The sequence below is a fragment of the Afifella sp. H1R genome (assembly GCF_021462425.1).
Classification (GTDB): domain Bacteria; phylum Pseudomonadota; class Alphaproteobacteria; order Rhizobiales; family Afifellaceae; genus Afifella; species Afifella aestuarii.
In genome coordinates this window covers 2,091,814-2,105,222 of the sequence record NZ_JAKEDY010000001.1, presented here as the reverse complement: position 1 = coordinate 2,105,222, position 13,409 = coordinate 2,091,814, and the positions used below count along the sequence as shown (strand labels likewise).

At 64.7% G+C, this 13,409-nt stretch carries 16 protein-coding genes; 9 read left to right on the top strand and 7 right to left on the bottom strand.

Features of this window, described 5'->3' with window-relative positions:
• Positions 1 to 2: 2 nt before the first annotated feature.
• From L0F51_RS09925 to L0F51_RS09900, 6 genes are all read right to left on the bottom strand, one after another.
• Positions 3 to 272 carry a DUF1858 domain-containing protein gene (locus tag L0F51_RS09925; protein ID WP_234629008.1) on the bottom strand — a complete coding sequence of 90 codons (270 nt, stop codon included), beginning with the start codon at positions 270 to 272 and terminating at the stop codon, positions 3 to 5.
• A 171-nt stretch (positions 273 to 443) separates the two neighbouring features.
• Complete coding sequence (locus tag L0F51_RS09920; RefSeq protein ID WP_234629395.1) at positions 444 to 1,220, bottom strand: MetQ/NlpA family ABC transporter substrate-binding protein; 777 nt, start codon at positions 1,218 to 1,220, stop codon at positions 444 to 446.
• Between the two features lie 41 nt (positions 1,221 to 1,261).
• Positions 1,262 to 1,927: a methionine ABC transporter permease gene (locus L0F51_RS09915; protein ID WP_234629007.1), complete on the bottom strand. Its 666-nt coding sequence runs from the start codon at positions 1,925 to 1,927 to the stop codon at positions 1,262 to 1,264.
• A complete protein-coding gene (locus L0F51_RS09910; protein WP_370642385.1) occupies positions 1,917 to 2,951 on the bottom strand; it encodes a methionine ABC transporter ATP-binding protein in 1,035 nt (344 codons plus the stop codon). The genes L0F51_RS09915 and L0F51_RS09910 overlap by 11 nt, the downstream gene beginning before the upstream one ends.
• Positions 2,952 to 3,226: 275 nt before the next feature.
• Entirely contained in the window at positions 3,227 to 3,490 is a 264-nt protein-coding gene (locus L0F51_RS09905; RefSeq protein WP_234629005.1) for a cytochrome C oxidase subunit IV family protein, read from the bottom strand.
• Between the two features lie 5 nt (positions 3,491 to 3,495).
• Positions 3,496 to 4,062: a cytochrome c oxidase subunit 3 family protein gene (locus L0F51_RS09900; protein ID WP_234629004.1), complete on the bottom strand. Its 567-nt coding sequence runs from the start codon at positions 4,060 to 4,062 to the stop codon at positions 3,496 to 3,498.
• A 258-nt stretch (positions 4,063 to 4,320) separates the two neighbouring features.
• Between L0F51_RS09900 and L0F51_RS09895 the strand changes: the two genes are divergently transcribed.
• The 7 genes from L0F51_RS09895 to choV all read left to right on the top strand — a co-directional run bounded on the left by L0F51_RS09895 (position 4,321) and on the right by choV (position 11,948).
• Entirely contained in the window at positions 4,321 to 4,773 is a 453-nt protein-coding gene (locus tag L0F51_RS09895) for a c-type cytochrome (protein WP_234629003.1), read from the top strand.
• Positions 4,774 to 4,786: 13 nt separating this feature from the next.
• Positions 4,787 to 6,133, top strand: a complete 1,347-nt coding sequence (locus L0F51_RS09890; protein WP_234629002.1) for a cbb3-type cytochrome c oxidase subunit I — start codon at positions 4,787 to 4,789, stop codon at positions 6,131 to 6,133.
• A gap of 83 nt (positions 6,134 to 6,216) precedes the next feature.
• Positions 6,217 to 7,026 (top strand): CbbQ/NirQ/NorQ/GpvN family protein, encoded by an 810-nt coding sequence (locus L0F51_RS09885; RefSeq protein WP_234629001.1) that lies wholly within the window; start codon positions 6,217 to 6,219, stop codon positions 7,024 to 7,026.
• Positions 7,027 to 7,031: 5 nt separating this feature from the next.
• Positions 7,032 to 8,936, top strand: a complete 1,905-nt coding sequence (locus L0F51_RS09880; RefSeq protein ID WP_234629000.1) for a nitric oxide reductase activation protein NorD — start codon at positions 7,032 to 7,034, stop codon at positions 8,934 to 8,936.
• A gap of 126 nt (positions 8,937 to 9,062) precedes the next feature.
• Positions 9,063 to 9,533: a pseudoazurin gene (locus L0F51_RS09875; RefSeq protein WP_234629394.1), complete on the top strand. Its 471-nt coding sequence runs from the start codon at positions 9,063 to 9,065 to the stop codon at positions 9,531 to 9,533.
• Between the two features lie 364 nt (positions 9,534 to 9,897).
• Positions 9,898 to 10,740, top strand: coding sequence for a choline ABC transporter permease subunit (choW, locus tag L0F51_RS09870; RefSeq protein WP_128291038.1), 843 nt, complete (start codon positions 9,898 to 9,900; stop codon positions 10,738 to 10,740).
• Positions 10,737 to 11,948, top strand: a complete 1,212-nt coding sequence (gene choV, locus L0F51_RS09865) for a choline ABC transporter ATP-binding protein (RefSeq protein WP_234628999.1) — start codon at positions 10,737 to 10,739, stop codon at positions 11,946 to 11,948. Before choW ends, choV begins: the two co-directional genes overlap by 4 nt.
• Here choV and L0F51_RS09860 read toward each other — a convergent pair.
• Positions 11,936 to 12,373, bottom strand: a complete 438-nt coding sequence (locus tag L0F51_RS09860) for an EamA family transporter (RefSeq protein ID WP_128291040.1) — start codon at positions 12,371 to 12,373, stop codon at positions 11,936 to 11,938. The genes choV and L0F51_RS09860 overlap by 13 nt on opposite strands.
• A gap of 185 nt (positions 12,374 to 12,558) precedes the next feature.
• Here L0F51_RS09860 and ykgO point away from each other — a divergent pair, with 185 nt between their 5' ends.
• A complete protein-coding gene (gene ykgO / locus L0F51_RS09855) occupies positions 12,559 to 12,684 on the top strand; it encodes a type B 50S ribosomal protein L36 (RefSeq protein ID WP_092815928.1) in 126 nt (41 codons plus the stop codon).
• Positions 12,685 to 12,768: 84 nt separating this feature from the next.
• Positions 12,769 to 13,401, top strand: a complete 633-nt coding sequence (locus tag L0F51_RS09850; RefSeq protein WP_234628998.1) for a tetratricopeptide repeat protein — start codon at positions 12,769 to 12,771, stop codon at positions 13,399 to 13,401.
• Positions 13,402 to 13,409 lie beyond the last annotated feature (8 nt).

Here is a 13,409-nt window from a genome sequence, read left to right as displayed (position 1 = left end):
ATTCAAGGCCCCTCCTTTCGCGGCTCGGACGTTTCGGCCTGATGCTCCGGGCGCTCATGCGGGATCACGTGCTCTGCAAGCTCGCGCAGAAGCGGTTCCGGCTCGATCCCGTGCTCGGTGCAGGCGTCGCGCACGGAGTGCATGTGGCCGAAGGGACAGCCGATGCACAAGAGCCGGCGGCGGATGAAGACCGGGATGGCGTTTTTGTAGCGGGTGAGGAATTCGTCGACGGCCATGTCGGCGAAGTTCCACGACAAAGGCGGTGCGGGCATTGGTGTCTCCTCTCGAACCGAAAGGATGCTACGCCCGAGCGCGGCCGCTCTTCTTTGTCGGGCGACAATCTCGAGGGCGGCTCATGGGCTCGCGTCGCAGAGGTCGCAGGAGGCTGCCGACGCGGTGCAGAACGCTCCGCGTCGGCGATTGTCAGAGAAAATGGCTCAGCCTCACCAGGAGGCGATGACGGCACCGTTGAAGCGCTCGTTGATGAAGTCGCGGATTGCCTCGTCATGATAGGCCTTGACGAAGCGCTTCACCCATTCGGCGTCCTTGTCTTCGCTGCGCACGGCGATGACGTTCACATAAGGCGACTTCGCCGATTCCTTGGCGATGGCATCGGCGCGCGGGTCGAGGCCGGCTTCCAGCGCGTAATTGGTGTTGATCGCGGCCGCATCGACATCGGGCAGGGAGCGCGGCAGCTGCGCTGCGTCGAGCTCGATGATGTCGATGTTCTTCGGGTTGTCGGTGACGTCGAGCGGCGTCGCCTTCAGCCCGGCATCCGGATCAAGCGTGATGAGGCCGGCATCCTGGAGGAGGAGAAGCGCGCGACCGCCATTGGTCGGATCGTTCGGGATGGCGACCTTCGCACCTTCCGGAAGGTCGTCGATCTTTTCCACCTTGTTGGAATAGACGCCCATCGGCGTGTTGATCGTCGGCGCGACGGCGACGATGTCGAAGCCGCGATCGGCGATCTGAGCGTCGAGATAGGGCTGATGCTGGAAGGCGTTGGCATCGAGCTCGCCGTCCGCCAGGGCCTGGTTCGGGACGACGTAGTCGGAGAATTCCAGGACCTTGATGTCGAGGCCGTCTTTGGCGGCGATTTCCTGGACCTTTTCCATGATCTCGCCCTGCTCGCCGGGCGTCACGCCGACGGTGATGGTTTCTGCGAGAGCGGGAACGGTGAGGCCGAGGGCCAGCGAACCTGCGAGGAGGAGTGTTTTCAAACCCATGACGATACTTTCCGTTTTGAGAGGGTCTTTGAAGCTCAGTTGCTGCGGCTGCGCTTGTCGAAATGGCGGGCGAGCTTGTCGCCCGTCGACTGCACGGCCTGAACGAGGACGATGAGGACGACGACCACCGCCAGCATCATCTCCGGCATGAAGCGCTGATAGCCGTAGCGGATGCCGAGATCGCCGAGGCCGCCGCCACCGACGGCGCCGACCATGGCGGAATAGCCGATGAGGCTGACGACGGTGAGGGTGAGGCCGAGGGTGATGGAGGGCCGCGCTTCCGGCACCAGCACTTTGAGGACGATCTGCAGCGGGCTCGCGCCCATGGCGCGCGCCGCCTCGATCAACCCCGGATCGACCTCGCGAATGGAGGATTCGATGAGGCGCGCGACGAAGGGGAAGGTCGCCACCGTCAACGGCACGATCGCCGCCGTGGTGCCGATCGAGGTGCCGGTCAGAAGCCGCGTGAAGGGGATGATCGCCACCACCAGGATGATGAAGGGCGTGGAGCGCACCGCGTTCACGATCGCGCCGAGGATGCGGTTGACGGCGGGCGCGGCGAAGAGCTCGCCCTTGCGGCTGGTGGCGAGAAAGATGCCGAGCGGTGCGCCGATGGCGACGCCGATGAGGGCGGAGACGGCCACCATGAAGAGCGTATCGAGCGTCGCCGACCAGAGCAGCCAGAACATGTTAGCGGACATAGCCGAGGACCTCCGAGGTCAGGCCGCGCTCTTCGATGAGCGCCTGCGCAGGGGCGAGCGCCGCCTGGTCGATCGCGACGACGAGCGTGCCGAACGGCTTGCCGGCGATTTCATCGACAGCGCCGGCCAGGATGTTGACGTCGGTTGCGAGCGTCTTGCCGATTTCGGCGAGGATCGGGTCGGTCGCGGTCGGACCGGTGAAGACGATTTGGACGACCGCGGCGGCGCCCGGCTCCGGTTCGCTCCTCATCTTTTCGGTCACGAAGGCGGGCAGGCGCACGCCCGTCACGCCTTCCAGGAAGGTGCGTGTGACCGGGTGCTGCGGCCGGGCGAAGACGGAATAGGTGTCGCCTTTTTCCACGATGCGGCCGCGATCGAGAACGGCGACCTGGTCGGCGATCTCGCGCACCACCTGCATTTCGTGGGTGATGAGAAGGACGGTGAGGCCGAGCTCGCGATTGACCTGTTTCAGAAGCGCCAGAACCGAGCGGGTCGTCTCCGGATCGAGCGCACTGGTCGCCTCGTCCGACAGGAGGACCTTGGGGTTGGTGGCGAGTGCACGGGCGATGCCGACGCGCTGTTTCTGGCCGCCCGACATTTCGGCCGGGTAACGGTCGCGCTTGTCGGCGATGCCGACGAGCTCGAGGAGCGGCGTGACGCGTTTGGCAATCTCGGCCTTGGAGACGCCCGCGATTTCCAAAGGCAGCGCTACGTTGGCATAGGCCGTTCGCGACGACAGCAGGTTGAAATGCTGGAAGATCATGCCGACGGACCGCCGCAGCGTGCGCATCTTGCGCTCGTCCATCGCCGCCACGTCGATGCCATCGACGATGACCTGCCCGGAGCTCGGCCGTTCCAGGCCGTTGACCATGCGGATGAGCGTCGATTTGCCGGCGCCGGAGCGCCCGATGATGCCGGTGATGCTGCCTTCGGACACGGTGAGATCGATGTCGTCGAGGGCGACGAATTCGGCGCCACCGTCCGGTGCCGCAAAACGCTTGCCGGCCGAGGCGAAGCGCACGATCGCAGTCTCGTCTGCCGAGCCGCTTTGGGGGCCGCTTTGGGGGCCGCCGGAGGAGCCGCCTGGCGCGCTTTTGTCTGAATGTGGAGATAGCTGAAGCATAAGGTCTCGGCTCTTAGCAGCGCAGCGGTCGGTTAAGGAAGCGGCCTCGGCCGCAGCGCCCGCACCTTTTGTGCGCGAAAGCCCGCGCGCACAAGGAATGGCTTTTCACGAGCGGAACCAGGCTTTCGAAAAACTTGCCGCAGAGCCGAGAATTTTGAGACCTCGGCGTGCGGGCTTCATCCCGCCTCGGCAAATTGACCGGCGATCAGGAAGATGCTGGCGATGGTGGTGCAGATGGCGACGACATAGAAGTCGAGCAGGAGCCTCCAGCCTCGGGATGCCTGACCGATCTCCAGAAACCAGCGCAGGATCGCCATCGCCTTGGCCGCGGCAAGGGCGAGGATGAGGGCTGCCGACACGGCACCGGCGGTGCTGCTGGAGCCGAGCGACAACAGTGTCAGCGCGACGAGCGCGAGCCAGGCCAGATCGATGTCCCGCATCTCACTCACCGCAGCAGATAAAGGGTCGGGAAGATGAGGATCCAGACGAGATCCACCATGTGCCAGAACGCGGTTCCGGTTTCGATGTTCTCGGCACTGTTCTGCCACGCGACTATGGCGAGCACGATGATGCCCATGACCACGTGGAGTGCGTGGAAGCCGGTGATCAAAAAGTAGAGGGTGAAGAAGGTGTCGGTTTCGATGCCGATGCCGGCCGCGAATGCGCGCCCGTATTCGATGCCTTTGAGGATCAGGAAACCGCTGCCGATCAGCATCGCCGCGACAAGCTGTGGGCGCCCGCTCTCTCCGCGCCGGACGGAGTGAAGCGCACGAGCCGCAAGCCAGCCGCTCGTCACGAGCGTGATCGTGGCGAGGCCGGCGAGGAGCGGATGGAGATGCGCCTGCGAGGCCGCGAACTCCGCCGGGTGAAGCGCTCTCGTGATGCTGAACCCGGCGAGGAGGATGGCGAAGACCAGCATTTCTCCGAGGATCAGGATCCACATCATCGGATTGCCGGGCAGGCCGTCGAGCGGGCCCCAGCCTTCCGCAATCTCCTCTGCCGCATCCGTCATCGCCGCCTCCGTCATCGCCGAAGTCCTCTGATGTTCCGGCAGGGCAGGTAGCAGGGGCGAGCGCGCGCGACTTTGCGCAAACACAAGCTCGTGGCCCCGCGCATATGGCGCCGTTCCGAGCACGAAGCTCCTGCCGCTTCCAAAGTTTGCGTTTCTGCAAAGAGCGCCGGGGCGTGGCTGCGTAAGTCGTCTGCCCATCGACACGAGTGCCTGCAGCAAGAGGAACGCCATGCCTGCCTGTCACCGGAGCCACGCGCGATGAGCGAGCGCTTCACCAAATCCGCGGCCCGCAACATTTTCTATGGCGGGTCGATCTTCTTTTTCGTCGCCTTCGTCGGCCTGACGGCTGAGAGCCACTGGCACATCGTGAGCCAATCGACCGACACGGCGACGCTCACGCCGGCCGTCGCGCACGGCAAGAGGGTGTGGGAAAAGAACGCCTGCATCGACTGCCACACGCTGCTCGGCGAAGGCGCCTATTTCGCCCCCGAGCTCGGCAATGTCTGGGTGCGCTACGGCGGGCGCGACGATCCGGAGATCGCGCGCGAAGGCCTCAAAGCCTGGATCCGCTCCATGCCGACCGGCATCGAAGGGCGCCGGCAGATGCCGCACTTCGATCTCAGCGAAAAAGAACTGAACGATCTCATCGACTTCCTGGAATGGACCAGCCGCATCGACACGCAGGACTGGCCGCCGAACGACGCCGGCTGAAGGAACAAAGCCCATGAAATACGCATCGCAAAGAGTGGCGTACTGGTACTTCGCCGGCGCCATGAGCCTCTTCGCCGTCCAGCTTCTCGCCGGCGGGCTGGCCGGGACCGTCTACGTCCTGCCGAACTTCCTGTCGGAATTGCTGCCCTTCAACATCATCCGGATGATCCACACCAATGCGCTGATCGTCTGGCTTTTGATGGGCTTCTTCGGCTGCGCCTATTACCTCGTGCCGGAAGAGGCGGAGCGGGATATCGAAAGCCCGTTCCTCGCCTATGTGCAGCTCGGGCTCTTGATGTTCGGGGCGCTGTCGGCCGTCGCCGGCTATACGGTCGGCATCCATGAAGGGCGCGAGTTCCTGGAACAGCCTTTGTGGATCAAGGTGGCGATCGCCGTCGTCGCGGTGATCTTCCTCTACAACATCTCGATGACGGTGCTGCGCGGTCGCAAGACGGCGGTCACCAATGTCCTGCTTCTGGGCCTCTGGGGCATCGCAGTCTTCTGGCTGTTCGCCTTCTACGAGCCCACCAACATCTCTCTCGACAAGGTCTACTGGTGGTACATCGTCCACCTGTGGGTCGAAGGCGTCTGGGAACTGGTGATGGCCTCCGTCCTCGCCTTCCTGATGATCAAGATGACCGGCGTCGATCGCGAGGTCATCGAAAAATGGCTTTATTCGATCGTCGGACTGGCGCTGTTTTCGGGGCTTCTGGGCACCGGCCATCATTATTACTGGATCGGTGCGCCAGGGTACTGGCAGTGGGTCGGCTCGATCTTCTCGGCGCTCGAAGTCGCGCCCTTCTTCGCCATGGTGATCTTCGCCTTCTCGATGGCCTGGCGCGGTCGGCGCGATCATCCGAACAAGGCCGCGATGCTGTGGTCTCTCGGCTGCACGGTGGGTGCCTTCTTCGGCGCGGGCGTGTGGGGCTTCCTGCACACCCTGTCCTTCGTGAACTATTACAGCCACGGCACGCAGCTCACCGCAGCCCACGGCCATCTCGCCTTCTTCGGCGCCTATGTGATGCTGAACCTTGCGCTCATCACCTATGCGATGCCGTATCTGCGCGGCCACAAGCCCTACAACCAGTCGCTCAACATCCTCTCCTTCTGGATCATGACGACGGCGATGACGGTGATGACCTTCGCGCTTACCTTCGCGGGCATCGTCCAGATCCAGCTGCAGCGCGTGATGGGCGAAAGCTACATGGAGGTGCAGGACCAACTCGCCATGTTCTACTGGATCCGTCTCGGCTCCGGAGCCCTCGTGGTCGTGGCCGCGCTTCTCTACCTCTATTCGATTTTCGGTCCCGTGCGGGAACGCCGTGCCAGCCAGACTGCGGTCTTGCAGCCCGCCGAATAGATTGAGCCAGCGCCGGGCGGGGCTCCCGCCCGGCGTCTTTTCCCGAGCAGCCGAAATCTCCCGAACACCCGCCGGAGCCCATCATGTCCGCGCTGATCAACACAGCCCTGTCCGAGCCGGAGCTTCCCTTCTACGCGCCCTCGGGCTCCGAATGCCTCCTCTTCGAACACGCCTATCGCAACCAGCTGCCGGTGCTTCTGAAGGGGCCGACCGGCTGCGGAAAGACCCGCTTCGTCGCGCACATGGCCGAAAGGCTCGGGCGGAAGCTCTACACGGTCTCCTGCCACGACGACCTCACCTCGGCCGATCTCACCGGGCGCTATCTTCTGAAGGGCGGTGAGACGGTCTGGGTCGACGGGCCGCTGACGCGGGCGGTGCGCGAAGGCGCGATCGTCTATCTCGACGAGGTGGTGGAGGCCCGCAAGGACGTGACCGTCGTTCTGCATCCGGTCACCGACGACCGCCGTCTCCTGCCGCTTGAACGCACCGGCGAGCTCCTCGCCGCGCCGCCGGAATTCATGCTCGTCGTGTCGTACAATCCCGGCTACCAGAATGTCCTGAAATCCTTGAAGCCGAGCACGCGCCAGCGTTTTGTGGCGCTCGAGTTCGGCTTTCCGGCACCTGAGGAAGAGGCGCGCATCGTTTCGAGCGAAAGCGGATTGCCGCGCGAGCGCTGCGTGCCGCTGGTGCGGGTCGCCAATGCGCTGCGCGAACTCACGGGTCAGGACATCGAAGAAGGCGCCTCGACGCGTCTCGTCATCCATTGCGCCAGCCTGATCGCAAGCGGCATCAAGCCGGAGATCGCGATCGAGGCGGCGCTCCTGCAGCCGCTGACCGACGATCCCGACGTGATGACGGCGCTTGCCCGCATCGCAGAGATCGCGCTCGGCTGACGGCGATGTCGATCTTCGAGCCCGAGGAGACGGTCGGCGTCTTCTGGCACAGGCTTGTGGGTGGCGTCAGCACCTATCGGCATCATCCGGAGGCGGCCGTCCGTCTCGACGAGGTGCGCACGCGGCTCGGCGTCATGTTTCGCGCCTTCGGCGGCAGCGGTGCCGTCCGCATCACCGAAGGGGCCGCGAGCGTCTCCTTGCACCGGCTGCCGCTCTTGCAGAAGGTCGGGCTCGGGGCGGAAAAGATGCCCCGGGCGATCCTCGATGCCGAGACGCTGCGGCTGCCGGATGTGCTCGACGTTTTTCCGGCCCGCGCCGACAACGAGGCGCTTTATGAATGGCTCGCGGCCTGGTTCGCGCATGCCGGGCCCACACCGACGGCCGCCGATCCGCTCGTTGCGGACGTCTTGCGGCTGCGGGCCGCGGTCGCCGCAATCCGCACGACGCTCGTCGCCTGGCCCGGATTGCGGGCGACCTATCAGCGTTTGCGGCAGGCGACGCTGGAGGTGCGCCCGCGCCGGGCTCTCTCCGGCGCCGAGGCCGAGATCGAGGCTGCGATCATGAGCCTTCTGGGCGGCCGCCGGGCCGATGGCGGACGGTTCCTGGCACAGATCGAGGACGCGCATGCTGCCATTGGCCTCTCAGCCCCGCGGGGTTACCGGCCGTTCCTGCCGGTGCCGCTCTGGGGCGAGGTGATGGCCGGTGACGGGTTGGCCCGCGCGGAGGAGGGCGACGAGCCGGGCGGGGAATCCGTCACAGTCGATGCCAGGCGCCGGCGGGCCTCGCGCCACGACAGCGAGCAGAGCGAGCGCGGCGATCCGCTGATCCTGCACCGTTTCGAGACGATCTTCAGCGTCGCCGAGATGGTCAACGTCAACCGCAAGGTCGAAGACGACGACGAGGACGGCGCAAGGCAGGCGGCCGACGATTTGCCCGAACTCAGCATCGGCTCGAACCGGCAGCGCGCCGCAAGTCGCGTGAAGATGGATCTCGATCTGGCGCCGGCAGCGGTCGAAGGGGAGGCGCTTTCTGCGAGCCTCACCTATGCGGAATGGGACTTCAAGCGCCAATGCTATCGCCGCGATCATTGCCGGGTGATCGCCGGACCGGCGGCCGAAGAGGGCGAGGACTGGACGCCCGATGCGGAGATGCAGCGGCGCATTCGCCAGGTCCGGCGGCAGTTCGAGGCGCTCCGCCCGAAACGGCAGATCTTTTATGGCGAGCCCGATGGCGAGGACATCGATCTTGCGGCGATCGTCCGCGATATCGCCGAGCGCCGGGCGGGCGGCGCGGGATCGGAGCGTGTCTTCACCACGGCGCGCGCCAATGACCGCGATCTCTCCATGGCCGTCCTCATGGATGTCTCGCTGTCGACGGATGCGTGGCTCGGTGGCCACCGCGTGCTCGACGTGGAGAAGAGCGCGCTCCTTGCCCTGACGTACGGGCTCACCGCCTGTGGCGACGAGCATGCGCTCTTCACCTTCACCTCCAGGCGCCGGACATCTGTGCGCGTTGCGAGCGTCAAGGATTACAACGAGCCGCTCGGCGGGCGCGTGATCCGGAGGATCGAGGCGCTCAAACCTGGCCAGTATACGAGGATGGGTGCTGCCATCCGGCATGTCGCCGCCGGCCTCAAAGAGCGGCCGCAGCGGCACCGGCTGCTCCTGCTTCTGACCGACGGTAAGCCGAACGACATCGATTATTACGAGGGCCGCTACGGCATCGAGGATACGCGCATGGCGATCCGCGAGGCGCGCAAGGAGGGCATCCGCGTCTTCGGTGTCACCGTCGATGAGGCGGCGCGCGATTACTTTCCCTATCTCTTCGGCCGCGGCGCCTATGCGATCGTCCCGCATGGCGAGCGGCTTCCGGCGGCGCTGCCGGCGATCTATCGCCATCTCACCGCCTGAGAGACGGGCGGGTGACGCCACGTCAAAGACCCAAGTGTTTGTGATTGCACAAAGTTGGTCGGTCGGAAGGGCTCTATCAAGACGCCATGGCGCACCCCCGGACGCCGCAACGACAGGACCATGATCATGACCCTTGCCAAGACCTCTCTCGCCGCTTTCGCCGCCAGCCTCGCGCTCGCATCCTTTGCGCTCCCGGCTCAGGCGGAAGAGTTCGACGTCAAGATGCTCAACAAGGGCGAAAAGGGCGTCATGGTCTTCGAACCGGATTTCGTGCGGGCGCAGCCGGGCGACACGATCAATTTCATCGCCGCCAATCCTGGGCACAACGCCGAAACCATGAAGGGCATGCTCCCGGAGGGTGCTGAAGCCTTCAAGAGCAAGACGAGCAAGGATTTCTCCGTGACGCTCGACAAGGAAGGCGTCTACGGCGTTCGCTGCACACCGCATTTCGCCATGGGTATGGTGGCGCTCATCGTCGTCGGCGATCCCTCGAGCAATCTCGAAGAGGCCAAAGCCGTGAAGACGCCGGGCATGGCGAAGAAGAAGTTCAGCGCGCTCTTCGACCAGGCGGCCGAGCACGACATCGCCGCCAAATAGGCCGCGCCCGAGACAGTCTGAGCCGGAGGGGATGCCCCTCCGGCCACTCAGCTCTCGGCGGCCGCTCAGCTTTCGGCGGCCGCTCAGCGTTTGGCGCCATAGTTTCTCTCTGGCGAGACGGCGCCTCTGTGACAAAGCCGCGCTGTGGAAATCGGGCGTTCCTGGCGTGGCCAGAAACCGCCGTTTCACGCGCCTTCACGGCCGTGTGAACAGGAGATTTTGATGTCGCTCTGCCGCAAGCGAAAGCGGTACGAGGCGAGGCCGATCGTGCGATTGCACTTGGAAGTCGCCGAGGAGTCTGGTTTCTTGCGCCCCCATGGCCGCTGCTGTTTCGCGCGGTGAAGCAAGGGGGAACGAAGAGCGTATGGAGTGGCTGACAGAGCACAAACTGCCGATCGGCGCATTGGCGCGCGACGGCGTCGACTGGCTGACAGCCAACGCCTCCGGCTTCTTCGATAGCATCTCCTTTGCCCTCAGCTATGTGATCGACGCGATCCTGTTTCTCCTGCAAAAGCCACCGGCGTTTGCGGTCATCGCGTTCACCGCGGTGCTGGCTTTTCTCCTGAGGCGCTCGCTGGCTTTTGCGATCTTCGTGGCGGCGGGTCTCCTTCTCATCGTCAATCAGGGCTATTGGGAAGAGACGACGGAAACGCTCGCTCTCGTTCTGTCCTCCGCCATCATCTGCATGGTGATCGGCGTGCCGATCGGCATTGCGGCGGCGCGACGACCCTGGCTGATGCAGGGGCTGCGGCCGATCCTCGATCTGATGCAGACGATCCCGACCTTCGTCTATCTCATCCCGGCGCTCATTCTCTTCGGGCTCGGCATGGTGCCGGGCCTGATCGCCACGGTCGTCTTCGCCATTCCGGCACCCATCCGCCTCACCCAGCTCGGCATCGTTTCGACGCCGCGGCCTTTGATCGAGGCGGCCGATTCCTTCGGGGCCACCTCCTGGCAGCGCCTCTTCAAGGTCGAGCTTCCCTATGCCCTGCCGCAGATCATGGCGGGGCTCACGCAGACGATCATGCTGTCACTCTCCATGGTGGTGATCGCCGCCCTGGTCGGTGCCGACGGGCTCGGCGTGCCGACGCTGCGAGCGCTCAACCAGGTCAACATCGCCCGCGGCTTCGAGGTGGGCGTGGCGATCGTCCTCGTCGCCATCATCCTCGATCGCCTGTGCCGCGGCCAGACGGACAAAAAGGCATGAGCGGGAGATCCTCACGCCAGCCGGTCGTCCGCTTCAAAGGCGTCGATATCGTCTTCGGCGATCATCCGGCGAAAGCGCTGCCGCTGATCGATGCCGGCAAGAGCCGCGCCGAGATCCAGGACGAGACCAATCAGATCGTCGGCGTCAAGAATGCCGACCTCGACGTCTATGACGGCGAGGTCGTGGTGCTGATGGGGCTTTCCGGCTCCGGCAAGTCGACGCTGCTGCGCGCCGTCAACGGTCTCAATCCGGTGACGCGCGGCGAGGTCTTCGTGCATAACGGTGAGAGCGACGTGCCGGTGCATTCCTGCGGAACGCGGCAATTGCGCAAACTCAGGCGCAACCGCGTCTCCATGGTGTTCCAGCAATTCGCGCTGCTGCCGTGGCGGACGGTGCGCGAAAACGTGGCGCTCGGGCTCGAACTCTCGCATGTCGGGCGCCGCCGTCGGCGCAAGGACGTGGAACGCCAGCTCGAGCTCGTCGGCCTCGGCGGCTGGGGCGACAAGCGCGTGGAGGAATTGTCGGGCGGCATGCAGCAGCGCGTGGGGCTTGCCCGCGCGCTCGCCAACGATGCGCCGATCCTTCTCATGGATGAGCCGTTTTCGGCACTCGATCCTCTGATCCGCGACCGCCTGCAGGACGAGCTTCTCGACCTCCAGCGGCGGCTTCAGCGCACCATCATCTTCGTCAGTCACGATCTCGACGAGGCTTTGAAGCTCGGCAACCGCATCGCCATCATGGAAGGCGGCATCATCGTCCAGGTCGGCACGCCGCAGGAGATCGTGCTGTCGCCGGCGAGCGAGTATGTGCGCGCCTTCGTCTCGCATATGAACCCGCTCAACGTCCTGCGGGCGCAGGAGGTGATGCGGCCTCTGCGGGTGAACGGAGAGGGGTCGACGGCCACGGGCGAGGGGGCAGGAGCCGAGAACGGCGGCGCCGAGAGCTACCAACTCGTCTCGGATGGAATCGTGCGCAACGGTGAGACGCTGCCGCTCATCGATCTGCAAAATCTCCGCTCCGGTTCTCTGGCGCCCGGAAGCCTGGTGCGGGTCGGTCGCGAGACCGGGTTGCGCGATCTGATCGATGCGCGGCTCATGCATCGGGGAGATTTCGTCGTCGTCGGTGACGACGGCGTCAAAGGCGTGATCGGCGACGAGGAGCTGTTCGGTGCGCTCATCCGCGGACGCAGCGAGCTTCAGGCGCGATAGGCGACGAGGAAGGTGCCGCCGGCAATGGCGGCGATCCCGAGCCAGTTGAGCGCGCTCAGTTTCTCTCCGAGGAAGGTGACGCCGAAGATGGCGACCAGAAGCACGCTCAATTTGTCGATCGGGGCCACCTGCGAGGCGTTTCCGAGCTGGAGCGCGCGGAAATAGCAGAGCCAGGACGCGCCGGTGGCGAGGCCCGAGAGAACGAGAAAGGCGTAGCTGCGCGCCGGGATCTCCGGCAGCCCGCGGAATTCGCCGAGGGCTATGAGGATCCCGCCCAGAGCCACCAGGATGACCACCGTGCGGATGAAGGTGGCGAGATCGGAGTTGACGTTTTCCACGCCGATTTTGGCGAAGATCGCCGTCAGGGCGGCGAAGACGGCGGCAAGAAGTGCCCAGACCTGCCACGACAGAATGGGTGAAGGCATGCCGGTTCTCCTGCTATTTTGCTGGGATCGTCCCAAAGAGAGCGAGCATAGGTGGCGGGGAGGCGCGCGTCATGCCGACAAAGCGCAGATTCTCCCTCTGCGGATTGACAAAAGGCGCTACCCGCGCCTATCTCACCGCCGAAAACGAGCACGGGCGCGCGCCTGAAGGGCGCTGCGAGAGATCAATGAAAATTCGCAATTCGCTGAAGACGCTGAAGAACCGTCACCGCGAGAACCGCATGGTTCGTCGCAAGGGACGCATCTACATCATCAACAAGACGCAGAAGAAGTTCAAAGTCCGCCAGGGCTGAACCCTTCCGGTGGCCGTCTTTGCGCGGCCCTCTTGTTGCATTTCCCCCTTTGACGCCGATGTCGGCAGGCTCTAGCTTTCCGGCATGAGGAAACTTTTGTGCCTGAGCGCCGGCTGTGCCGCGCTCCTTGCCGCTCTCACGATCCCGTCTCAGGGCGGGGCGCAGGAGCTGCCGCGGGCCAACCCATCCCCTGGCCATCCGTCATCCATCATGCGCCATGAGGCGCCGTCGCTGCGCGACCTCTCGCAAGATGACCTCTTCGAGATGCTCAAGGTCGCGCCGAACGAGGCCTCCGCCAAGCCGGCGGAGAGCGAGCTGCTGCGCCGTTTCCGCGAATCCGACAGCGACACGATCGATCTGTTCATGGGCTGGGCGAGCCGGGCGATGAACGGCGAGGAATGGGGCGCCGCTCTCGACGTGCTCGACCGGGTGGTGATTCTCGATCCAGGTTTTGCCGAAGGGTGGAACAAGCGGGCAACCGCGCATTTCGCTCAGAAGGAATACGGCAAGTCGATCGCCGATATCGAGCGCACGCTGCAGATCGAGCCGCGCCATTTCGGGGCGCTCGTCGGGCTCGGTATGATCTTGCGCGAGCTCGACGAGAAGGACGAGGCGATCGCCGCGTTCAAGGCAGCGCTTGCCATCCATCCCCAATTGACGGAAGCGCGCGAGGCGCTCGAAGAGCTGGAAAAGGAACAGGCCGGCCAGGAGATCTGATCGCTGGC

Coding starts and splice junctions, on each gene's coding strand:
- L0F51_RS09860 (WP_128291040.1), bottom strand. CDS start 12,373: ATGCCTTCACCCATTCTGTCGTGGCAGGTCTGGGCACTTCTTGCCGCC.
- L0F51_RS09880 (WP_234629000.1), top strand. CDS start 7,032: ATGTCGATCTTCGAGCCCGAGGAGACGGTCGGCGTCTTCTGGCACAGG.
- L0F51_RS09885 (WP_234629001.1), top strand. CDS start 6,217: ATGTCCGCGCTGATCAACACAGCCCTGTCCGAGCCGGAGCTTCCCTTC.
- L0F51_RS09895 (WP_234629003.1), top strand. CDS start 4,321: ATGAGCGAGCGCTTCACCAAATCCGCGGCCCGCAACATTTTCTATGGC.
- L0F51_RS09925 (WP_234629008.1), bottom strand. CDS start 272: ATGCCCGCACCGCCTTTGTCGTGGAACTTCGCCGACATGGCCGTCGAC.
- L0F51_RS09905 (WP_234629005.1), bottom strand. CDS start 3,490: ATGCGGGACATCGATCTGGCCTGGCTCGCGCTCGTCGCGCTGACACTG.
- L0F51_RS09875 (WP_234629394.1), top strand. CDS start 9,063: ATGACCCTTGCCAAGACCTCTCTCGCCGCTTTCGCCGCCAGCCTCGCG.
- L0F51_RS09890 (WP_234629002.1), top strand. CDS start 4,787: ATGAAATACGCATCGCAAAGAGTGGCGTACTGGTACTTCGCCGGCGCC.
- L0F51_RS09850 (WP_234628998.1), top strand. CDS start 12,769: ATGAGGAAACTTTTGTGCCTGAGCGCCGGCTGTGCCGCGCTCCTTGCC.
- L0F51_RS09900 (WP_234629004.1), bottom strand. CDS start 4,062: ATGACGGATGCGGCAGAGGAGATTGCGGAAGGCTGGGGCCCGCTCGAC.
- ykgO (WP_092815928.1), top strand. CDS start 12,559: ATGAAAATTCGCAATTCGCTGAAGACGCTGAAGAACCGTCACCGCGAG.
- L0F51_RS09915 (WP_234629007.1), bottom strand. CDS start 1,927: ATGTCCGCTAACATGTTCTGGCTGCTCTGGTCGGCGACGCTCGATACG.
- choW (WP_128291038.1), top strand. CDS start 9,898: ATGGAGTGGCTGACAGAGCACAAACTGCCGATCGGCGCATTGGCGCGC.
- choV (WP_234628999.1), top strand. CDS start 10,737: ATGAGCGGGAGATCCTCACGCCAGCCGGTCGTCCGCTTCAAAGGCGTC.